This window comes from Polymorphospora sp. NPDC050346 (genome assembly GCF_040655695.1).
GTDB lineage: Bacteria > Actinomycetota > Actinomycetes > Mycobacteriales > Micromonosporaceae > Polymorphospora > Polymorphospora lycopeni.
In genome coordinates this window covers 39101-60867 of record NZ_JBFAKM010000021.1, presented here as the reverse complement: position 1 = coordinate 60867, position 21767 = coordinate 39101, and the positions used below count along the sequence as shown (strand labels likewise).

The following is a 21767-nucleotide window of genomic DNA, read 5'->3' as shown; positions in this document are numbered from 1 at the left end:
CAAATGTAGTGTTGCTCCTCGAAATCTGTGGCTTCACCCACACGACACAGGTGGGAAACCACAGCGACCCGCTGGAGGGAGGCGTCGCGATGAACGTGTCCGCCCGCCGTCGTGAGATCGTCGACCTCGTACGCGCCGCCGGCCGGGTCGAGGCCGCCGAGTTGTCCAGCCGCTTCGCGGTCAACGCCGAGACCATCCGCCGCGACCTCTCCGCGCTGGAAGCCGCCGGTGATCTCCAGCGGATCCACGGCGGCGCCGTCGCCCACGTCACCCTCGCCGTCGAGGGCCGGGTCTCCGGACGCATCGCCGAACGGCGCGACGAGAAGCTCGCCATCGCCCGGGCCGCCGCCCGCGAGATCCCGCCGTTCGGCGCCATCTTCATCGAGGCCGGATCGACCACCGGCCACCTCGCCAGGCTGCTGCCCGACCGGGGCGACCTGCTCATCGTCACGAACGCCCTGCAGATCGCCCTCGAACTGACCGACCTGGGCCGCTCGACGGTCATGACCATCGGCGGCCGGGTACGCCCGGCCAGCTACGCCGAGGTCGACGCCTGGGCCCTCGAACGCCTCGCCCAACTGCGTTTCGACGTCGCCTTCGTCGGCGCCAACGCCGTCGACCCGACCTGGGGGCTCTCCACCCCGGACCCCGGCGAAGCCGCGGTCAAGTCGGCCATCCTCGCCTCGGCCCAGAAGGCCGTACTGATGACCGACCACACGAAGTTCGGCCTTCGGGCCGCCTGCCGGTACGGCGCGATCGGGGACGTCGACCTGATCGTGACCGACCGGGGGATCGGGAGCGCGACCGTTGACGACCTGCGGGCGCTCGGTACGGAAGTCCGCCTCGCTGATGGCTGACCCCCGGCAGCGACCGATCGGTGATCACCACGCACACCCCACCACCCTGGAGGAAAGAATGTCTTCCCGAACCCGAGTAAAGGCACTCACCCGCGGCGCCGCCGCGCTGCTGGCGGTGACCCTCTTCGCGACCGCGTGCGGTGGCGGCGGCGGCTCCGACGACGGGCCGAGCGACCCGATCGCCGACCGGCCCACCCCGACCGACCAGGCCCCCGACGGCGAGGTCCGGATCGCCATGATCGGCTTCGCGAACAACCCGTACTGGGTCAACGTGAAGTCCGGCGCCGACTACGCCAACCGGGTGCTGTCCGACAAGAACGGCAGCGTGACCTGGATCGTCGCGGGCGAGAACATCGACGTCCAGACCGTCTCCAGCGCCATCCGCGCCGCCGACGCCCAGGGCTACGACGGCGTCGGGTTCTTCATCGCCGGCGAGGGCAACTGCGCCGACATCCAGACGCTGGCCGGCAAGGACAAGAAGGCCGGCGCGTACAACACCCTCTTCGACTGCGTCGAGGGCTCCGGCGGCACCATCAACTACGCGCAGGAGCAGTACAAGGCCGGCCAGCTCGCCGCCGAGGAAATGATCAAGGCCTCCAACGGCCAGGCCGGCAAGGTCGGCATCATCGTCAGCCAGTTCACCGCCCCCGGCTCGGAGCAGCGTCGCCAGGGCTTCATCGACGGCCTGGCGGGCTCGAACCTGACCCCGGTCAGCCAGGGCGTCGAGGCCCGTGACTCGGCCTCCAACACCTACACCGCGGCGCAGAACTACCTGCAGTCCAACGCCGACCTGGTCGGTATCTACGCCACCGCGGGCGGCCCGTTCGGCGCGGCCCAGGCCGTCGCCGCCGCCGGCAAGCAGGAGACCGTCAAGGTCATCGGCTACGACATCAGCACCGAGAACATCGCGGCCATCAAGGACGGCTCGATGTACGGCGTGATCGGCCAGGACGCCTTCGGCCAGGGCTACAACGTGGCGATCGAACTGTTCAACGCCGCCGTCACCGGCCAGAACCCCAGCCCGGTGCGTCAGGAAGCCACCGCGCCCTTCGTCACGGCGGAGAACCTGGCCCAGCACGACCCGTCGGTGCTGCCGCTCGGTGCCGTGGGCGTCTCCTGAATCGCCCAGAGCCTGAACCGCCTAGAGAAGGCCCGTACCCCATGAAGCCCACCCAGGTGGACGACGTCAAGCCGGCGGCCCTCGCGGCCGCCGGCCTGGCGAAGTCGTTCGGCGCGGTCAAGGCACTGCGCGACGTTTCGCTCGAGTTCCCGGCCGGCCAGGTCACCGGACTCCTCGGGGAGAACGGTGCCGGCAAGTCCACGCTCATCCGACTCTGCTCCGGCCAGATGCAGCCGGACCGCGGACACCTGACCCTCGACGGCACCCAGGTCTCCTTCGGCACCCCGCTGGAGGCGATCGCCGCCGGTATCGTCGTGGTCAACCAGGAACCGCTGCTCATCGGCGAACTGACCATCGCCGACAACCTGTTCCTCTACGACCTCGGCGAACGCCCGGCGTACGCGCTGGCCCGGCGCGGGGAGAACGTGCACAAGGCCCGGGAACTGCTCGACCGGCTCGAGATGGCCGACTACCTGCCCGACCCGGCGACGCTGTGCCGCGACCTGTCCGCGGCGTCGCGCCAGATGGTCGACATCGTCCGGGCCCTGTCCCGCCAGCCCAAGGTGCTCTTCCTCGACGAGCCCAACTCCAGCCTCACCCACGAGGAGTCCGAGCGGCTCTTCGCCGTGATGCGCAAGCTGCGCGACGACGGGGTCGCCGTGGTCCTGGTCAGCCACCGGCTCGCCGAGGTCTACTCGATCGTCGACAACGTGATCGTGCTGCGCGACGGCACGTTCGTCGCCGCCGGCCCGCCCGACGAGATCGACCAGAAGCGGGCCGTCGCGCTGATGGCCGGCGAGAAGAAGCGGGCCGTCGTCGCCGAGGTGGTCGCCGAGCGGGCCGAGGGCATCGAGACCGCCGAGGTCGCCCTCCAGGTGACCGGACTGACCGGTGAGGGCTTCACCGACATCGACTTCAACATCCGGCGCGGCGAGATCATCGGCATGGCCGGTCTGGTCGGCGCCGGCCGTACCGAGATCGCCGAGGCCGTGATCGGGCTCCGGCCGGTCGACCGCGGGCAGATCACCGTCGGCGGCCGCACCGTACGCATCTCCGGCCCCGGCCCCGCCCAGCGGCTCGGCATCGCGTACGTCGCCGAGGAACGCCGTACCGAGGTGTTCCACGCGCAGAGCGTCGGCTACAACATCACCGCCCGGATCCTGTCGAAGCTCGGCCACCTCGGCTGGGTGTCGGGGCGCCGGGCCTCGGCGACCGCCCGTGACCTGGCCCGGCGCTTCGGCGTCAAGGCCGCGTCGACCGAGGCGCCGATCACCTCGCTGTCCGGCGGCAACCAGCAGAAGGTGCTGCTCGCCCGCGCGCTGGCCGCCAGGCCGAAGGTGCTGATCCTCGACGAGCCGACCCGCGGCGTCGATGTCGGCACCAAGGCCGAGATCTACGCGACGCTGCGCGAACTCGCCCACGGCGAGGGCCTCGCCGTCTGGTTCATCTCCTCCGAACTGGAGGAGGTCGTCGAACTCGCCGACCGCGTCGTCGTCATCCGGCAGGGCCGGGTGACCCGCGACGCCCCGAACAACTCCGGACCCAACCCCATCGTCGCCGCGGCGATGGGTGCTACCGAAGGATAAAGATGTCAGCCACCACCGTTGCGAAGCAGCCGGGGCGGTCCTGGAAGGACGGCGCGCTGTCGATCGTCAAGCGCCAGGAGACCGGCCTGCTCGGCGTCATCATCGTGCTCGGCCTGCTGGTGAGCCTGGCCAACGAGAACTTCCTGACCCGGGACAACCTCTACAACGTCCTGCAGACGGTCGTGGTCATCGGCATCATCGCCATCGGGCAGACCTTCATTCTCATCGGCAAGGAGATCGACCTCTCCGTCGGCTCCGTGCTCGCCCTGTCGGCGGTCTCCGCCGGAGCGGCGTTCGGCAGCGGGGTGAACCCGTGGCTGGCGATGCTCATCGGCATCGGCGTCGGTGCCCTGTCCGGTCTCGCCGTCGGCACCGTCGTCGTCCTCGGCCGGGTCAGCTCGTTCATCGTGACCCTCGGCATGCTCTCCATCGCCCGTGGCCTCACCCAACTCCTCACCGGCGGCCTGCCGCAGGCGATGCCGCGCGAGCTGTCCTTCATCGGCCAGGGCCGGGTGTTCGGCGGCATCCCGGTCAGCGTGATCATCTTCCTGGTCCTGGTGATCCTCGGTCAGCTCCTGCTCACCCGTACCGTCTTCGGCCTGCGGGTCACCGCGGTCGGTGACAACGACACCGCCGCCCGCACCGGCGGCATCCCGGTCGGCCGGACCCGCATCCTCACCTTCATGCTGATCGGCACCCTCGCCGGTGTCGCCGGCATCGTCTTCGCCACCCAGGTCGGCGTCGCCGAGGCGCAGGCCGGCATGGGGTACGAGCTGGACGTCATCGCCGCCGCCGTCATCGGTGGCGCCAGCCTCTCCGGCGGCCGTGGCTCGATCATCGGCGCCTTCCTCGGCGCCTGCCTGCTCGGCGTGCTGCGCAACGCGTTCATCCTGCTCGCCCTGTCGCCGTTCCTGCAGCAGCTGTCGATCGGTCTGGTCATCGTCCTCGCCGCCCTGTTCGACCAGTGGCGCCAGGGCAACCTCCGGCACCTGCACCCCAAGGCACTGACCCGCCGCTTCGCCGGCCGCAAGGCCTGATCCCCGCGTTTCGAAAGGACACGAGCACCATGAAGCCGCAACCATTCCGCGTCCACGACCAGCGGGTCGTGCGGGCCTTCGTCGAGGCCCGGCGCAACCACACCGCCGACGAGTCCCGGCTGAAGTTCGGCTGGAGCAACTGGGGCTTCGGCGCCGAAGACCTCGCCGTGTCCGCGGCCCGCCTGGCGAAGAACGGCGTGCGGTACATCGAACTGCACGGCAACCTCTACTCCGAGGACCTCGGTTACAAGCCCGACGAGACCCTGCGGATCCTCGGCGACCACGGCCTCACCGTCTCCGGCATCTGCGGCATGGTGACCCCGAACCAGGAGTTCGCCCACAACCTGCCGCACGTGCGGGCCCGGGCCATCGAGTACTTCCGTCGCCAGGCCAAGTTCGCCCAGGCGGTCGGCGGCTCGTACCTGCTCTTCGGCGCCGCCTCGGTCGGCCGGCCCACCGCCTTCGACTCGTACGAGGTGGAGCGGTCGGCGCAGACGATGAAGCTGGTCGCCGACGACTTCGCCGCCGCCGGCATCCGCGGTGCCGTCGAGCCGATCCGGCCCGAGGAGACCAGCATCGTGCACACCTTCGAGCAGGCGCTGCGGCTGCTCGACCTCGTCGACCACCCGGCGATCTCGCACCTCAACGGCGACCTCTACCACATGCTCAGCGGCGAGCTGCACATCGGCGCCACGATCCTCGACCACGGCCACCGCATGCTCAACCTGCACATGGCGGACTCGAACCGCCGCGCGCTCGGCCACGGCCTGCTCGACCTCGACGTGACCATCATGGCCCTCTATGCCATCGGCTACCAGCGCGGCGACAACTACTGCTCCGCCGAGCCGCTCGGTGCCGGCGGCAACCCGTACGCTGCGATGAACCTGCCGCCGCAGACCGACAAGCTCGACGAACTCGTCCGCGTCTCGGCGGAGACGTTCCGCGAGCGCGAGGAAGAGGTACTCGGTGCCAGCGACGAGGAACTTTTCGCCCTCTACCAGATCGACTCCGAGTAGCGCGGTGTCCGGCTTCACGCTGCACGTCGTCTGCCCCAACCCGGCACTCGACCGGCTCCAGGTGGTCGACCGGTTCCACCCGTACGAGGTCAACCGGGTCACGACCGTACGCAGCCTTCCCGGCGGCAAGGGCATGATCGTCTGTCGGGGGGCGCGGCGGCTCGACGCCACGGTCAGCGCGCACGGCTTCGTCGGCGGGTTCACCGGCCAGGTGATCCGGCGCGGCTGCGCCGACCTGGGCGTACTCGACCGGCACATCGAGGTCGAGGGCGACACCCGGGTGACCCCGGTCGTCATCGAGGAGAGCACCGGACGCTCGACGGTGCTCAACGAACGCGGCCCCGACATCGCACCCGGCGAGCCGGAGAAGCTGCTCGCCGGCCTGGCCGCCGACGTCGTACCCGGCGACGTGGTCGTGTCGACGGGCAGCCTGCCACCGGGCTGCCCGCCGGACCTGCACGCCCGGATCGCCCGGCTCGCCCTGGCCGCCGGCGCGACCGTGATCGTCGACGCGCACGGCGAGCCGCTCGCCCGGGTCATCGACGACGTCCGGTCGGCGCCGCCGGCCGGCCGGCTCGTCGTCAAACCCAACGTCCACGAACTGGCCGGCGTGCTCGGCCGTGACCTGCCCGACCTCGCCACCGCCACCGCCGCCATGCGTGACCTGCACGCCGAGACCGGGGCGACGTTCGTCGTCACCCTCGGCACCGACGGCGCACTGTGGATCGACGGGGCCGAGCGGCTGGCGGTCGACACGCCGAAGGTCGAGACCCGCAACGCCACCGGCTCCGGCGACTCGTTCCTCGCCGGTCTCGCGGTCGCGCTCGGGCGTGGCGCGAGCCCGGCCGCCGCGCTCGTGCTCGCGTCGGCGATGGGCGCCGCGAACGCCGCCTCGCTCACCCCGGACGTCGACCCGGACCTGGTCACGAAGCTCCGCGACCAGGTGACCGTCACCACCACCCCGGTGACACCGGTGACACCGTGACCCAGTTCCTCGGGGTCGACATCGGCACCACCCGGACGAAGGTCGGCTGCTACGACACGGCGGCCGGCCGCCTCGTCGCGCTGCGGCACGCCCCGACCGTCGTCGAGGACGACGCGTGGGGTGGCCGGCGCGACGCCGGCCGGCTCGCCGCCTCGGTCGAGGACCTGCTCGCAGGGTTGCTCGCCGACCCGGCCGTACGCGTCGGCGAACTCGCCGGCGTCGGTGTCGGCTCGGTCGGCGAGGAGGTCGTCCTGCTGGCCGCCGACGGCACCGTCACCGCCCCGGTCCTGGCCTGGTACGCCACCCACGGCCGGGAGGCGAAGGCGGAACTGACCGGCACCGTTTGGTCTGATGTGGACGAGACGTTCTCCGTCTTCAAGCTCCGCTGGCTGGCCCGGCACCTGCCGGACGCGTTCGCCGCCGCCCGCGGCTTCACCTGCCTCGCCGACTTCGTCGCCCGCGATCTGCTCGCCGACCGGGCCGCCCCGGTCTTCCTCAACGTCTCGCACGCTTCGCGGACCGGGCTGCTCGACGTACGCCGGGGGGTGCTGCGCGACGACGCGCTGCCCGACCTCGGCCTGACCACCCTCGCCCTGCCGGAACTGGTCGGCAGCGCCACCGTCGTCGGCCGGACGACCGGCGCGGGCGTGCTGCCGGCCGGCGTACCCGTCGTCACCGGCGGCCACGACCACATGTGCGGCGCGTTCGGTGCCGGCGTACGCAATCCCGGCGACGTCTACGTCTCCGCCGGCACCTCCGAGGCGCAGCTGCTGCTGCTGGACGAACTGCCGGACACCCTCGAACCCGGCATCGACGAGGGCGTCTTCGTCGCCGGCGGGCTGCGGTTCGTGCACCGGGCCACCCCGTCCGGCCGCTACTACCAGGCGTGGCACAACATGCTCTACGCCGGTGTGGACGACGCGGTCATGTGGGACGAGATCGCCGCGGTGGTCCACGACGTCGAACCGGCCGTGATCGACGCCGACCGGCGGCTGATCCGGCTCGCCGACCTGCCGATGGACGCCACCCGCGCCCACGCGATGGCCAGCCTGCTCAAAGGGCTCGCCGTCGAGGCGGAGGCGACCACGGTCCGGCTCGGTCACCTCGGCCGCACCGAGATCGCCGACGTGACCATCGCCGGGGTCGCCGCCGGCTCGCCGGTGTGGCGCCGGATGCGCCAGGAGGCGACGAACCGCCGGTTGCGGTTCGTCGTCGAACCCGAGGCGACGGTGCTCGGGGTCGCCGTACTCGCCCAGCTCGGTGTGACCGGGACGGCGGACGTACCCGCGCACCTCAGCCAGGATTGATCGTCTGCTGCTCAGACATTCGACACGCCGTGCCGTGACTGTCTGAGCAGCAGACGATCATCGGGAGCCGCGTCGAGTGCTCAGCCGCGTGGGGAGTGGTCAACCCGCGTCCCGGCGCCGGAACGTGACGCCCGTGAGCAGCAGGAGTGCCACGCACCAGCCGAGCAGCACGAGGATCCCCGTACCGGGTGACAACGCCCCGGGCGGAAGCGACCCGAGGTGGAACGCCTGCTTCCCGGCGATGTCGGGCAGGAACCTGGCGGCCCCGCCGAAGCGGGCCAGGTACGGCGACACGAGCAGGACGAGGGTGAGCGTCGTCGCCACCGTCGCGACCGCGTTTCGCAGCAGGAACGCGGTCGCGTAGGCGAGCAGGCCGATCAGCACGAGGTAGCCGACGGCCCCCGCGTGCGCCCGGACGACCTCGCCGCCGTCCCTGGCCGGTGCCCCGTCGAGGCGCACCACGAGGTACGCGGCCCCGTACGACGTCGCGACGCCGAGCAGTGCGGTGCCGAGTGCCGCACCGAGCCAGGCGACCGTCTTCCCGATCAGGAACAGCATCCGGTCCGGGACGCTGGCGAGGCTGGTGGCGATCTGCCCGTCGGCGTACTCGCTGCTGACGGCGAGGATGCCGAGCAGGACCAGCCCGATCTGGACAAGTCCGACGGATTGCAGCGCGGCAGCGGCGACATCCACCGCGCCCGCCGCACCCGTTTCCGCCGCACCCGCTTCCGTCATGCCGGACCGGCCGAGGGCCGCGTTCGTGACCGCCGCCGACAGCAGGGCCGAGGCGCCGACGGTGCCCGCCACCGTCCACCGGACGGCCGGCAGGGTGCCGAGTTTGCCGAGTTCCGCGCCCGCGACACGACCGAGCGCCCGCAACCCCATCAGGCGTCCCGGCGGACGAAGACGGTGCCGGCGACGGCGAGCAGCGCGACGGCCCACGCCGCCATGACGAGGCCGCCGGTGACCGGGTCGAGCATGTCCGGCGCATGGTATTCGCGGGCGAACATCTGGGCACCGGCCACGTCCGGCAGGAACCGCGCGGCGGGAACCGACCGGGCGAGCAGGTAGGTGACCGACACGAGGGAGGCGTTGGCGACGATCACGACCAGGGGAACGATCCCGCTCCTGGTGAGCAGCGTGATCCCGAACGCGAGCCAGGCGGTGAGGAGCCAGTACAGGCCGGCGCCGACGGCCCGGGCCGGGTGGTCGCCGTACGGCTGGGCGTGGTCGCCGAGCAGGAACCCGCTGACCGCCAGGGTGAGCGGGACGGCGACCGCCGCCAGCACGACGACGAGAGCGGTGAGAACGGCGAGCTTGGCGGCCAGCACCCGCAGCCGGTGCGGCATCGCCGTGAGGGTGGTGCTGACCTGGCGGCCGCCGCCGGCCTTGACCCGGTTGGCGGTGTATTCGCTGCTGACGATGACGACGCCGAGGATCGCCGCCCCGACGACCCCCAGGCCCAGCTCACCGAACCCGCTGTCGACAGTCGACGGATCGGCGAGGGTGGCGGCCCGGCCGCTGTCGAGCGCGCTACGCAGCGAGAACGCCGAGAGCGCGGCGATACCGACCGGTACCACGACGGCCAGGGCCGCGCCGACGACGACGCCGGGCAGGCCGAGCGCCTTCCTGAGTTCCGCGCCGAGAGTGCCGACCACCGTCAGCCTCCCTGGCCGGACCGGTGCGCCGCACCGGCGTCGGTGAGCGCGAAGAAGGCGTCCTCCAGGCTGGCGTGCCCGGCGGTCACCGTCTCCAGTGGACCCCGCGTCACGATCCGCCCGGCGCTGATGACGACGAGGTCGTCGGCGGTGTCGGCCATCTCGCCCATGAGGTGACTGGAGAGCAGTACGGTGCGGCCATCGGCCGCGTACCGCCGCAGGAAGGTCCGGACCCACCGGATGCCGTCGGGGTCGAGTCCGTTCACCGGTTCGTCCAGCACCAGCACCTCGGGCTCGCCGAGCAGGGCGGTGGCCAGGCCGAGCCGCTGCCCCATGCCGAGGGAGAAGAGCCCCACCGGCCGGCGGGCCGCCTCCGCCAGGCCGGCCGTCTCGAGCACCTCGTCGACCCGGCGTTTCGGGATGCCGTTGCTGCGGGCGACCCACGACAGGTGCGCCCGGGCCGTACGGGACCGGTGCGCCCCGCTGCCGTCCAGCATCGACCCGACCGTACGCAGCGGGTTTCTGAGCCGGCGGTATTCGACGCCGTCGAACAGGGCCCGGCCGGCGTCGGCGCGGTCGAGGCCGAGCAGGATGCGTAGCGTCGACGACTTGCCGGCCCCGTTCGGGCCGAGGAACCCGGTGACCCTTCCGGGCTCGGCGGTGAAACTCACGTCGCGGATCGCGTACTTCCCGCGATGTCGCTTGGTCAGGTTGTCGACCTGGATTCTCATCGAACGGCTCCCGGAACGCTGTGGACCGCCAGCGTCACAGGAGCGGCCGCGTCCGGTGTCCCCCGAAAGTTGACACCTACGGACGGAGCAGGCCCGCCTCCACCGCCAGCACGGCGAGCTGGGTGCGATCCCGCACGCCGAGCTTCGCCAGCATCCGGCTGACGTACGTCTTCACCGTCTCCGGGCTCAGGAACAACTCGCGGGCGATCTCGGCGTTCGAGAGCCCGCGCGCCACCAGGCCGGCGACCTCGATCTCCCGCTCGGAGAGCACGACGCCGGGCGGCATCAGCCGGCGCGCCGTGGCCGGGGCCGGGCGGGTGGCGAACACCCGGATCAGCCGGCTGGTCACCTCGGGCGCCAGCATGGAGTGGCCGGCGTGCACGACCCGGACGCCGCGCAGGATCTCCTCCGGCGGAGCGTTCTTCAACAGGAACCCGGACACCCCGATCCGCAGCGCCTCGTACACGTACTCGTCGGTGTCGAACGTCGTCAGCACCAGCACCCGGGTGGCAGCGGTCCCGTCGAGGATGGCGCGGGCCGCCGCCAGCCCGTCGGTGCCGGGCATCTGGATGTCCATCAGCACCACGTCGGGGCGCAGGTCGCGGGCCAGCCGTACGGCGTCGGAACCGGTCGGCGCGTCGGCGACCAGCCGCAGGCCGGGGTCGCTGCGCACCAGCGTGCACAGCGCGGCCCGGATCCGCGGTACGTCCTCGGCGACGAGGACCCGTACCGGTTCGTCGTCAGCCATCCGGCTCCTCCCTCGGCAGACTGACCCGCACCTGGAAACCACCGTCGGGATGGTTGCCCAGGGCGACGGTGCCACCGGCCAGGGCCGCGCGTTCCCGGAGGCCGGCGAGGCCGTTGCCGTCGGTGCTGCCGGCCGGTCGGCCCGGCCCGGTGTCGCGGACCGTGACGACCGTGGCGCCGGCATCGGCGCGTACCTCGACCCGGCAGGCCGCGCCGGGGGCGTGCCGGACGCTGTTGGTGACCGCCTCCTGCACGATCCGGTACACGGCCAGCTCGGCGTCCGCGTCCAGGCCGGGCGTTCCGGCGACCGTGACGGTGGTCGGTGACCCGGCCCGCGTCGCCCGCTCGGCGAGGCCGGGCAGGTCGGTCAGCCCCGGGGTCGGTGTCCGGTCGATCTCCTCGTCGTCGCGCAGCGTGCGCAGCAGGCTTTGGATCTGCCCCAGCGCCTGCCGGGCCGACGACTCGATGGACGCCAGCGTGCGACGCATCTCCTCCGGGGGCGTCGAGGCGACGTGCCGGGCCACTCCCGCCTCGATGCCGATCGTGCCCAGCGTGTGCGCGACGACGTCGTGCACCTCGCGGGCGACCCGCAGCCGGTGTTCCGCCGCCCGCCGGTCCGCCTGTGCCCGGGCCGCCTCCGCCGCCGCCCGCGCCTGGCGGCCGACCAGGCTGCCCACGATCCACGACCCGGCCAGCAGGGCGACAGCCGCCGTCACGTAACGCACCGTCTCGAGCGCGGCGGTGGTGGCGGGCGCGCCCACCACCGTCGCGCCGGCCACGACCGCCACGAACAGTGCCGCCGGAAACCACGGCGAGCGCGAACCCCACCGCACGGCCGCCGGATACAGCGCCCACGCGGCGGCCACGAACGGATCGCCCGTCACACCGAGCACGGCGGCGAGCCCGGTCGCGGCGAAGACCGCGACGGGGCTGGCGAGCGGCAGCCGCCACCGGGCCGCCGTACCGGCGACGACCACGGCCGCCAGCCCGACCCCGGCCCACCGTGCCGCCGGCCCGGCCGAAGCCAGCGCAGGCAGCCACAGCACGACGACGACGGCCAGCGCGAGCCCGATGTCACCGAACGGGCGCAGCACCCGCCCGCGCCGGCCGCCGTTCACCCCGCGAGCAGTTCCAGGATCGACCCGCCGTACTTGGCCAGCTTGTTCTCCCCGACCCCGCTGACCCGGCCGAGTTCGGCCAGCGACGTCGGCGCGTCGGCCGCGATCTGGCGCAACGTCGCGTCGTGGAAGACGACGTACGCCGGCACCCCCTGCTCCTTCGCGGTCGCGGCCCGCCAGGACCGCAACCGTTCGAACAACTTCGTCGCCTCGGGGTCCAGGTCCTGTGCCGGGCTCCGGTCGGCCTTCTGCTTCGGGGTACGGCCGGCCGCCGGCCGCTCCGGTTCCCGGCGCATCATCACCGTCCGCCGCCTGCCGAGCACCTCGGCGCTGGCGTCGGTCAGCACCAGCGTCCCGTAGTCGCCCTCGACGGCGAGCAGCCCCTGCGCCAGCAGTTGCCGGACCACGCCCCGCCACTGCGGCTCGCTCAACTCGGTGCCGATGCCGAAGACCGTCAGCGAGTCGTGGCCGTGCTGGACGACCTTCTCGGTCTGCCGGCCGAGCAGGATGTCGATCGACTGGCCGGCGCCGAACTTCTGGTTGCGTTCCCGCTTCAGCCGCAGCACCGTCGACAGCAGCTTCTGCGCCGCGATCGTGCCGTCCCACGACTCCGGCGGCTCCAGGCAGGTGTCGCAGTTTCCGCACTTCTCCGCCTGGGCCTGGCCGAAGTAGGCGAGCAGTTGCCCGCGCCGGCACTCGACCGTCTCGCACAGCGCCAGCATCGCGTCGAGATGCGCGGCCAGGTTGCGGCGGTGCGCCTGATCGCCCTCCGACCCGTCGATCAGCTTCCGCTGCTGCACCACGTCCTGGAGCCCGTACGCCAGCCACGCCGTCGACGGCAACCCGTCCCGGCCGGCCCGCCCCGTCTCCTGGTAGTAGCCCTCGACCGACTTCGGCAGGTCCAGGTGGGCGACGAACCGTACGTCGGGCTTGTCGATCCCCATCCCGAACGCGATCGTCGCCACCATGATCAGGCCGTCCTCGCGCAGGAACCGCTTCTGGTTCTCGGCGCGGGTCGCCGCCTCCAACCCCGCGTGGTACGGCAACGCGGCGATCCCGTTCTGCACCAGGAACTCGGCCGTCTTCTCCACCGACGCCCGCGACAGGCAGTAGACGATCCCGGCATCCCCGGCGTGCTCGTTGCGCAGCAGGTCGAGCAGTTGCCGGCGCGGCTCCCGCTTCGACACGATCCGGTACTGGATGTTCGGCCGGTCGAAGCTGGCGACGAAGTGCCGGGCGTCCTTCAGATCGAGCCGGGTCGCGATCTCGTCGTGCGTCGCCGTCGTCGCGGTCGCGGTCAGCGCGATCCGGGGTACGTCCGGCCACCGCTCGTGCAGCATCGACAGTGCCAGATAGTCGGGGCGGAAGTCGTGCCCCCACTGCGCCACACAGTGCGCCTCGTCGATCGCGAACAGCGCGATCTTCCCGCTCTCGAGCAGCCGGACCGTGCCGGGGGAGCCGAGCGCCTCCGGCGCCAGGTACAGCAGGTCGATCTCGCCGGCCCGGAACTCCGCCTCGACCATCCGCCGGGTGTCGAAGTCCAGCGTCGAGTTGAGGAAACCGGCGCGTACGCCGACCGCGTGCAACGCGTCGACCTGGTCCTGCATCAGCGCGATCAGCGGCGAGACGACGACCGCGACACCGTCACGGATCAGCGCCGGGATCTGGTAGCAGAGTGACTTGCCGCCACCGGTCGGCATCAACACCAGCGCGTCACCGCCACCGACCACCTGGTCGATGATCTCCCGCTGGTTGCCCCGGAACTCGTCGTAGCCGAACACCCTGCGGAGGATCTCCAACGGGTTCTTGCCGTGCGTTTCGACGGGGGAAGCCATCCGCGCAGTCTACGAGTCACCGCTCTCCGCCGGGTGCGGCGTCGTACCCGACGGGCCGACGAGGCGGGAGGGCACCGTCGTCGGCGCTGCCCTCCCTTCCCGGTTCAGTCGTCGGTGACCGTTATTTCCAGTGGCCCGCCCGGAAGCGGCTGGCCGTTCACCCCGTACGACGAGCGCAGCCCGCTCGCGTCGTGGAGGGTGAAGCCGTACGAGTAGGTGCCGGCCGCGATTCCGTAGGGCAGGTGGGCGTACAGGCGCAAGGTTCCGTCCGGTGCAGTCCCGGCACCACCGCCGTAGTTGGCAACCAAGCTGCCGGCACTGTCGTAGAAGTTGAGGTCATATCCGGTGAGCGGGGCGACCGGGGCGGTCACCTGCATGGTGAGGGTCGGCGTGGTGTGGGCCGCCTGACTCCGGGAGACGGTCGTGGGAGTGAGGACCACCGCACTTGCCGTCGGTGGAGTGGTGTTCGGCAAGCGGTTGATGATCAGTAAGGGGTCGGTGCCCCATTGGTAACCGTAGACGGCGGCGTTGCCGGCGCCACCCACCACCAGCACACCGTTCACGATGCATTCCTGTGCATGTCGGCGGACGATGACGCCGACCGAGACCGCGCCATCAGGATCGATGGTCGGGCCGCTGCCGTCCAGTTGGCACCAGGGCATCTCGAAGTCGACCCGAACCGTGCTGATGCCGTTCTGGGCCCCTTCGACGTCCAGGCGGATCCGTGTGGTCGCGTCCTGGCTCCAGTTGTCGACCGGGTTCGGGGTGGCCGAGAAGTCGCTCACGCTCACCACCTCGTTGGAGGTGAGCGTGACCGGGGCCGTGCCCGGCGGGACAATTGTCGTCTCGTTGCCGACGTTGTCGAACAGCGTCAGATCGGCGATCTGCCAGACACCGGAGACCGTGCCGGCTGGTACGTCGACCAGGATTGGGCAGTCCGTGATGTCACCGCCGAAACTCGGAGGTCGACAATCCTGCTCCCACGATGACGACTTCGCTTCGAAGTCCCCGGTGAGGATCTGCCCGTCGGGGCCGACCACCCGGAGGGTTCCCTTCCAGAATCCGGCCTGAGAGTCCTGTAGCCGGGCGTCGTACCCGAGGCCAGCGGGCGGGGAGCCGACGTACACATAGGAGAGCTTGCTTTGAGATTCGATCGAAGCGATCGTCGGAGGGGTCGAGTCGACCAACGTGCGGGCCTTCAGCCACGGTCGGTGCCCAGCCAGTTGCGCGCCCTCCAGGGTCAGCGTCGCGCCCTTGTCGTCCGAGGCGTTGAAGCCGGCGACCACCCACAGCGCCGATGTGGTCTTGCCGTAGCGCGGGACCACGAAGTCGTATTCGTACGTCGATTCCTGGGCGTCACCCGATACGTGGCGGACGCCTTCCCAACTGCTGTAGAGCCAGAAGTTGATGTCCCGCGTCGTCCCGACGTACGTGCCGGGCGTGCTGCCCGCCATCCGCAACCGGACCGAGCCCGACAGGTATTCGGCTTCGGGATTCGTGTTGCGGACCGTCCAGGTGAGGGTGACGGCGACGCTCTGTTCGCGGACGTCGACCCGCTTCGACGCGAAGCTGAGGGACTTGAGGGTCAGCCCGGACGGCTGGGCGGTGGCCGGTGGTGCGGCCACGGTGGAGGCGGCGACGCACGTGGCCATGATCAGAGCCACGCGCGTCAGCCACCGCGAGAGGGGGGTTGGTCGCATGCGAGGTGTATAGCAGCGGCTACCGACAGTCTCGATGGCATTTATTCGCGACCGGATATCCGCTCTGCCGAGGGCGTCGCTTCCGGGTACGCTTCGGCCATGTCCAGCACCGGTCTGTGCGTCCCGTCGGCTCTGCGCGAGCGACGGGCGGCTCGCCTGCGAGCCCTGCCAGACCGCCTGCACTGACCTTTTCCGTGTCCGGCGGATCGATCCGCCGGATGCATCTCACCGTCGACCGGTCCGCCCCGTCGGGCCCGTGGCCGCACCGTGGCCGGGCCGAGATTGGCGTACCGATGAATCTCGAAAAGCTGCTCGCCGACCGGCTGGCACCGGCGTTTGCGGCGGTGACCGCCGCCGGCGGCGAGGCCGGCTCCGGTGAGCCGGTCGGCCCGGCCGTACGGCGGTCGCAGCACGCGGACTTCCAGTCCGACGCCGCCCTGTCGCTGGCCCGCCGGCTGCACCGGGCACCACGGGACGTGGCCGCCGAGGTGGTGCGCCGGGCCGACCTCTCCGGCCTGTGCGCGTCCGTCGAGGTGTCCGGGCCCGGCTTCGTCAACCTGACCGTCGCCGACGGCGCGCTCGGTTCGCTGCTGTCCGAGATGGCCGCCGACGACCGGCTGGGTGTCCCGGCCAGCAGCACGCCGCAGACCGTGGTCGTCGACTATTCGGGGCCGAACGTCGCCAAGGAGATGCACGTCGGCCACCTGCGGTCGACGGTCATCGGCGACGCCGCCGTACGGCTCTCGCAGTGGCTCGGGCACACCGTCCTCCGGGCGAACCACCTGGGTGACTGGGGCACGCCGTTCGGGATGCTGATCGAGCACCTGCTCGACCTGGGGGAGGCGACGGCGGCGCACGAGCTGTCGGTCGGTGACCTCGACTCGTTCTACCGGGCGGCGCGGGTGAAGTTCGACGCCGACGACGCGTTCCGGGAACGGGCCCGGCGCCGGGTGGTGGCGTTGCAGGGCGGCGACGAGCTGACGTCGCGGTTGTGGCGGCTGCTGGTCGCCGAGTCGGAGCGGTACTTCCTGTCCGTCTACGGCCGGCTCGACGTCACCCTGACCGCCGCCGACTTCCAGGGGGAGAGCCGCTACAACGACCGGCTCGCCCCGGTGGTCGCCGAACTGGACCGGGCCGGACTGCTGCGCGACAGCGGCGACGCCGCCTGCGTGTTCCCGGCCGGCTTCACCGGCCGGGACGGCGAGCCGTTGCCGGTCATCGTCCGCAAGCGGGACGGCGGGTACGGGTACGGCACCACCGATCTCGCGGCGATCCGGCACCGGGTAGTGGACCTGGGCGCGACCCGGCTGCTCTACGTCGTCGGGACACCGCAGCGGCAGCACTTCGAGATGGTGTTCGCGGTCGCCCGGGAGGCGGGCTGGCTGCGGCCGCCGGTCACCGCCGAACACGTCGGCTTCGGTTCGGTTCTCGGGCCGGACGGCCGGATGCTGCGCAGCCGGGCCGGCGGCACGGTGAAGCTCGTCGACCTGCTCGACGAGGCCGTCCAACGGGCCGCCGAACTGGCCCGGCGGAAGAACCCCGACCTGGACGGGGCGGCCGTCGCCGAGGTGGCACGGGCGGTCGGGATCGGGGCGGTGAAGTACGCCGACCTGTCCACCGACCGGATCAAGGACTACGTCTTCGACTGGCAGCGGATGCTGTCGCTGGACGGCAACACCGCCCCCTATCTCCAGTACGCCCACGCCCGGATCCGGTCCATCTTCCGGCGGGCCGGGACCGGCGTACCGGCCGGCGCCCCCGTCGTCATCGGTGATCCGGCGGAACGGGCCCTGGCGCTGGAACTGCTCGGCTTCGAGCCGGTCGTCACCGAGGTCGGGCAGAGCCTGGAGTTCCACCGGCTAGCCGGCTACCTGCACACGGTGGCGGCGACCTTCAGCGGCTTCTACGAGCGGTGCCCGGTCCTGCGCGCCGACGGCCCGGTCCGCGACAGCCGGCTCGTGTTGTGCGACCTCACCGCCCGGGTGCTGCGTCAGGGGCTGTACCTGCTCGGGATCGGCACGCCGGACCGGATGTGAGGCCCGGGCGGGCGTCCCCGGACCGAAGCGGAGACGCCCGCCCCGGCCAACCTGTCTCCGGATCGTCGCGCAGTGTTACCCCGTGCGATAATCGACCGCCATGCGAGGTCTACCCGAGCGGGCAATGCAGTGACCACTGTCGATGGCGATCGTCCGGCCGGCCGGCGGCGCCGGGTCACCAGCGCCGACGTCGCCCGCGCCGCCGGGGTGTCCAGGGCGACGGTCAGCTACGTGCTCAACGACGTATCGAACCGCAACATCTCCCAGGCGACCAGAGAACTGGTCCGGTCGACAGCGAAACGGCTCGGGCACATGCCGTACGCGCCGGCGCGGGCCCTGCGGTCGGGTCGCACCAACCTCGTCCTCGCCCTGGTGCCCGGCTTCGGGATCGGCTTCCTGTTCGACAAGGCACTCGACGCGCTGAACACCGCCCTGGCCGCCCGCGGATACGCCCTGCTGGTGCACCACCACGCCGAGGCGCTGCGGTCGATCACCGACCTGTGGGGGCTGGTGTCGCCGGCCCTGGTCGTCACCACCGGTGGCCTCAGCGCCGACGAGCGGGCCGCCGTCGAATACGCCGAGGCCCGGCTCGTCGACGTCGACGGCATCGTCTCCTTCCCACGGATCGGCCGGATGCAGGCCGAATACCTGCTGTCGAAGGGCCACCGCCGGCTCGGGTTCGCCATGCCCGGCGACCCGCACCTCCAGGTCTTCGCCGACAGCCGGCTCAGCGGCGTACGCCAGGTGTGTGCCGAAGCGGGGCTGCCGGAACCGGTCGTCGAGGTGGTCGACTTCGAGCGCGCCGGCGTACGGCCCGCCGTCGCGTCGTGGCGGGACCGGCCCGAGCCGGTCACCGCCGTCTGCGCCCACAACGACGACGTCGCGCTGGTGCTGATGGCCGGGCTGGAGACGATGGGGTTGCGGGCCGGCGTCGACCTGGACGTGATCGGGGTGGACAACGTGCCGATCGCCGCGATCGGGGTGACCACCGTCGCCATCGACATCGACGCGCTGGCCGGGGTGGTGGTCGACTCGGTGCTGGCCGAACTGGACGACCGGCCGGCGCCGGACCGCGACGGCGAGTTCCTGCACCTGGTCGTACGCCGTTCGGCCTAGTTGGTTCAGAGCGATCTTGAAGGTCTTCCGGGGCTGTTCGATGCCTCCATGACCTCCTCGCCGGCGATGGCCGGTCCCTCGCGGTCGATCCAGGTCTGCCGGCTCTCGCCGCTGATCAGCGAGACGAAGGCGCGGGCGGCCCGGTCGGCGGCGGCGCGGCCGACGGACTGCTCGTCCCAGCGCGACCGGACGAAGTCGGCGTGGCAGTGCCATTCGTGGCTGCGGTCGGTCTTGGTGCGCTCGCCGGTCTGGAAGTTGAACCGGTCGGGCAGGTTGCCGGGCACGCCGTCCCACACGTTGATCGCGTTGACGTAGCGGCGGCGCGGGTCGGTCGGGTCGAGCCAGACCCGGTAGACCCGGCCGTGTGACTTGACCATGTCGGCCCGGCTGACCGACATGTCGATCGCGGCGGCGGCCTTCAGGTTCACCACCGCCGGCGGCCGGCCGAGCGGGTCCGGGGTGCTGTAGTCGGGATAGTTGCCGTGCAGCCGCAGGTCCTCGATCGACACGTGCGGGCCGCCGCGGGCAAGGTGCGCGGCGTCGGGAACGATTCCGGACAGCACCGCCGACGGGTAGCCGGCCTCGTCCTCCCATTTCTGGGCGGCGTACCGCAGTTGCCGGGTGGTCTCGGTGGTCATCGTCCGGTCACCCGCCCGGCCGCCGGGCGCCGCCGTCGAACGGCGCCTCCGTTTCGACCCAGGGTGCGGCGAGTACGTCGTATCGGCCCTCCTCGGCCGCCCGGTGCCGGCCGCGCGGCCCGGTGGTCAGCACCGGCATCCCGTCCGGGGCCCGGACCTCGAAGCCGGCGTCCGCCCGGTAGTCGTAGATCCAGCACTGCCCGGCCGGCCGGTCGACGAGGAGGAACCCCGCCGGGCGCCGGCTGATGGCGTGCTGGCCGTCGAGCGGTCCGCCGTGGCAGATGGCTTCGTACACCGACCGAGTATCCGTCCGGACGCGTGATCAATGTCGGGCATGTAAAAGATCGATCCCGGGGGATCGGTGGCTCCGGTACGGGCCCGGGGGCGCGTACGCTTTGCGGGCGACGAGCGACCGTCCGGTCGTCGGGGAGAGTGGTCATGAGCGGGCGGGGCCGGTTGGCCCGGGCCGGCGCATGGCGACTGCGAGCGAAGCGAGTGGGTGTCATGGGCAAGGGTGTACGGGTGCAGGAGCTGCCGGGCATCGGCAAGCGTTACGACTTCGACCTGGGTGGCAGCACCGACCGGGTCTCGGTGGTGACCCGCCGGGACGGGGTGCGTGACCTCTACGTCTTCACCGCCAAGTCGGACGAGCCGGTCGCGGTGATCGAGCTGACCGAGGAACAGGCCCGCAAGGTCGGGGCCGTGCTCGCCGGCACATTCTTCGACTGAGGCTGCGGGACCCACACGTGCACGCTGACCTGATCGGCTTCGGCGCCCTGGTTCTGATCGCGGGCCTGCTGGCCCGCGCCGGCCGGCGGTTCGGGCTGCCGACCGTACCGTTCTTCATGCTGGCCGGGATGCTGCTCGGCCCCGGCACGCCCGGCCCGGTGCTGATCCCGCACCCGGAGGACCTGTCGCTGCTGGCGTCGCTGGGCCTGGTGCTGCTGCTGTTCCATCTCGGGGTCGAGTTCCCGGTCGAGCAGGTGCTCGGCAGCGGGAAGCGGCTGTTCATCGCGGCCGGCTGCTACATCGGCCTGAACGTCGGCGCCGGCCTGGTCCTGGGGTTCGCGCTGGGCTGGGGCACCTCGGAGGCGTTCGTGATCGCCGGGGCGCTCGGCATCTCGTCGTCGGCGATCGCCACCAAGCTGCTCATCGAGTTGCGCCGGCTGACCAACGCCGAGACGCCGGTGATCCTCGGCATCATCGTGATCGAGGACCTGTTCCTCGCCTTCTACCTGGCCCTGCTGTCGCCGATCCTGTCCGGCGCCGGTTCGCCGGGGCAGTTGGCGCTGCGGATCGGCATCAGCTTCGGCTACCTGGCGCTGCTGTTCGCCCTGGCCCGGTTCGGGGCCCGCGTGATCGGCAAGATCATCGACAGCCACGAGGACGAGCTGCTGGCGATCCTGATGGTCGGCCTGGTGGTCCTCGTCGCCGGGTTGTCGGCCGAGGTCGGCGTCTCCGACGCGATCGGCGCGCTGATGATCGGCCTGGTGGTGGCCCGTACGTCGGTCCGGGAGCGGGTCGAGCGGCTGGTCCTGCCGCTGCGCGACGTCTTCGCCGCGGTGTTCTTCGTGGCGTTCGGCCTGAGCATCGACATCGGTGCGATCGGCACGGTCGCGGTGCCGGTGCTGATCGCGGTGCTGGTGACGATCGTGGTCAACGTGATCGCCGGCATGATCGCCGGGAGCCTCTTCGGCTTCAACCAGCGCGGGGCCGCCAACGTCGGCCTGACCGTTCTGGGCCGTGGCGAGTTCTCGCTGATCCTGGCCACGATGGCGCTCGCCGCCGGCCTCGACGCGCGGATCGGCCCGTTCGTCGCCCTCTACGTACTCGTGCTCGCCGTCCTCAGCCCGCTGCTCGCGTCGCAGTCGCGCTACCTGGCCCGGGTGATGCCGGACCGGCTGATCAAGTCCAACTGGCGCTACGTCCGCGAGGAGACGACGAGCACCGCCTGCACCCACCTCGACCGGATCCAGATCACCGAGAGCGACGCCGACGAGTGCCCGCAGTGCGCCGAGACCGGCGACGACTGGGTGCAGTTGCGGATGTGTCTGACCTGCGGCGCGGTCGGCTGTTGCAGCGACTCGGTCAACAACCACGCCGAGGCGCACTTCCGGGAGACCGGGCATCCGCTGATGCGGTCGCTGGAGCCGGGCGAGAACTGGCAGTACTGCTTCATCGACCAGTCCCTGGTCCGCGAACCGATGGGGGCCGCCCGGTCCACGGAGTGAACCGTCCGGCGCCGGCCGGGTGAAGATGTCTCGTCCGCAAGGGGTGAAC

Annotated in this window: 20 protein-coding genes; 11 read left to right on the top strand and 9 right to left on the bottom strand. The window is 71.5% G+C overall.

Annotated features, from left to right (window positions below):
* The first annotated feature begins 8 nt into the window (after positions 1 to 8).
* Genes AB0I42_RS21670 through AB0I42_RS21640 form a run of 7 tightly spaced genes read left to right on the top strand, consistent with a single transcriptional unit; the run spans position 9 to position 7908 of the window.
* Positions 9 to 857 (top strand): DeoR/GlpR family DNA-binding transcription regulator, encoded by an 849-nt coding sequence (locus AB0I42_RS21670; RefSeq protein ID WP_357539360.1) that lies wholly within the window; start codon positions 9 to 11, stop codon positions 855 to 857.
* Between the two features lie 58 nt (positions 858 to 915).
* Positions 916 to 1977 carry a sugar ABC transporter substrate-binding protein gene (locus AB0I42_RS21665; protein WP_357539359.1) on the top strand — a complete coding sequence of 354 codons (1062 nt, stop codon included), beginning with the start codon at positions 916 to 918 and terminating at the stop codon, positions 1975 to 1977.
* Positions 1978 to 2018: 41 nt separating this feature from the next.
* A complete protein-coding gene (locus tag AB0I42_RS21660) occupies positions 2019 to 3563 on the top strand; it encodes a sugar ABC transporter ATP-binding protein (RefSeq protein WP_357539358.1) in 1545 nt (514 codons plus the stop codon).
* Between the two features lie 2 nt (positions 3564 to 3565).
* Positions 3566 to 4600 (top strand): ABC transporter permease, encoded by a 1035-nt coding sequence (locus tag AB0I42_RS21655; RefSeq protein WP_357539357.1) that lies wholly within the window; start codon positions 3566 to 3568, stop codon positions 4598 to 4600.
* Between the two features lie 29 nt (positions 4601 to 4629).
* Positions 4630 to 5616 (top strand): sugar phosphate isomerase/epimerase family protein, encoded by a 987-nt coding sequence (locus AB0I42_RS21650; RefSeq protein WP_357539356.1) that lies wholly within the window; start codon positions 4630 to 4632, stop codon positions 5614 to 5616.
* A gap of 4 nt (positions 5617 to 5620) precedes the next feature.
* Positions 5621 to 6601: a hexose kinase gene (locus tag AB0I42_RS21645; protein ID WP_357539355.1), complete on the top strand. Its 981-nt coding sequence runs from the start codon at positions 5621 to 5623 to the stop codon at positions 6599 to 6601.
* A complete protein-coding gene (locus AB0I42_RS21640; RefSeq protein ID WP_357539354.1) occupies positions 6598 to 7908 on the top strand; it encodes an FGGY family carbohydrate kinase in 1311 nt (436 codons plus the stop codon). The genes AB0I42_RS21645 and AB0I42_RS21640 overlap by 4 nt, the downstream gene beginning before the upstream one ends.
* 99 nt (positions 7909 to 8007) lie before the next feature.
* Here the strand turns inward: AB0I42_RS21640 and AB0I42_RS21635 are convergent, their stop codons facing one another.
* From AB0I42_RS21635 to AB0I42_RS21605, 7 genes are all read right to left on the bottom strand, one after another.
* Positions 8008 to 8793, bottom strand: a complete 786-nt coding sequence (locus AB0I42_RS21635) for a hypothetical protein (RefSeq protein WP_357539353.1) — start codon at positions 8791 to 8793, stop codon at positions 8008 to 8010.
* The gene (locus AB0I42_RS21630; RefSeq protein ID WP_357539352.1) at positions 8793 to 9566 is read right to left on the bottom strand and encodes a hypothetical protein; all 774 of its coding nucleotides are present in this window, start codon (positions 9564 to 9566) and stop codon (positions 8793 to 8795) included. Before AB0I42_RS21630 ends, AB0I42_RS21635 begins: the two co-directional genes overlap by 1 nt.
* A 2-nt stretch (positions 9567 to 9568) precedes the next feature.
* Positions 9569 to 10297 (bottom strand): ATP-binding cassette domain-containing protein, encoded by a 729-nt coding sequence (locus tag AB0I42_RS21625; protein WP_357539351.1) that lies wholly within the window; start codon positions 10295 to 10297, stop codon positions 9569 to 9571.
* Positions 10298 to 10373: 76 nt separating this feature from the next.
* The gene (locus tag AB0I42_RS21620; RefSeq protein WP_357539350.1) at positions 10374 to 11045 is read right to left on the bottom strand and encodes a response regulator transcription factor; all 672 of its coding nucleotides are present in this window, start codon (positions 11043 to 11045) and stop codon (positions 10374 to 10376) included.
* Positions 11038 to 12162: a sensor histidine kinase gene (locus tag AB0I42_RS21615; RefSeq protein ID WP_357539349.1), complete on the bottom strand. Its 1125-nt coding sequence runs from the start codon at positions 12160 to 12162 to the stop codon at positions 11038 to 11040. Before AB0I42_RS21615 ends, AB0I42_RS21620 begins: the two co-directional genes overlap by 8 nt.
* On the bottom strand, positions 12159 to 13997 hold the full coding sequence (recQ, locus tag AB0I42_RS21610; RefSeq protein ID WP_357539348.1) for a DNA helicase RecQ: 1839 nt from the start codon (positions 13995 to 13997) through the stop codon (positions 12159 to 12161). The genes AB0I42_RS21615 and recQ overlap by 4 nt, the downstream gene beginning before the upstream one ends.
* A gap of 104 nt (positions 13998 to 14101) precedes the next feature.
* Positions 14102 to 15880: a hypothetical protein gene (locus AB0I42_RS21605; RefSeq protein WP_357539347.1), complete on the bottom strand. Its 1779-nt coding sequence runs from the start codon at positions 15878 to 15880 to the stop codon at positions 14102 to 14104.
* A gap of 110 nt (positions 15881 to 15990) precedes the next feature.
* Here AB0I42_RS21605 and argS point away from each other — a divergent pair, with 110 nt between their 5' ends.
* Together argS and AB0I42_RS21595 are read left to right on the top strand one after the other, a co-directional pair.
* Positions 15991 to 17733: an arginine--tRNA ligase gene (argS, locus tag AB0I42_RS21600; protein WP_357539346.1), complete on the top strand. Its 1743-nt coding sequence runs from the start codon at positions 15991 to 15993 to the stop codon at positions 17731 to 17733.
* Positions 17734 to 17862: 129 nt separating this feature from the next.
* Positions 17863 to 18849, top strand: a complete 987-nt coding sequence (locus AB0I42_RS21595; protein ID WP_357539345.1) for a LacI family DNA-binding transcriptional regulator — start codon at positions 17863 to 17865, stop codon at positions 18847 to 18849.
* Between the two features lie 5 nt (positions 18850 to 18854).
* On the opposite strand, the gene AB0I42_RS21590 is transcribed toward AB0I42_RS21595, so the two are convergent.
* Positions 18855 to 19487, bottom strand: coding sequence for a hypothetical protein (locus AB0I42_RS21590; protein WP_357539344.1), 633 nt, complete (start codon positions 19485 to 19487; stop codon positions 18855 to 18857).
* A gap of 7 nt (positions 19488 to 19494) precedes the next feature.
* Positions 19495 to 19782: a hypothetical protein gene (locus tag AB0I42_RS21585; protein ID WP_357539343.1), complete on the bottom strand. Its 288-nt coding sequence runs from the start codon at positions 19780 to 19782 to the stop codon at positions 19495 to 19497.
* 209 nt (positions 19783 to 19991) lie between these two features.
* Between AB0I42_RS21585 and AB0I42_RS21580 the strand changes: the two genes are divergently transcribed.
* Both AB0I42_RS21580 and AB0I42_RS21575 read left to right on the top strand, forming a co-directional pair.
* Positions 19992 to 20216, top strand: coding sequence for a potassium transporter TrkA (locus AB0I42_RS21580; RefSeq protein WP_357539342.1), 225 nt, complete (start codon positions 19992 to 19994; stop codon positions 20214 to 20216).
* A gap of 17 nt (positions 20217 to 20233) precedes the next feature.
* Positions 20234 to 21718, top strand: a complete 1485-nt coding sequence (locus AB0I42_RS21575) for a cation:proton antiporter (RefSeq protein WP_357539341.1) — start codon at positions 20234 to 20236, stop codon at positions 21716 to 21718.
* Positions 21719 to 21767: the final 49 nt, after the last annotated feature.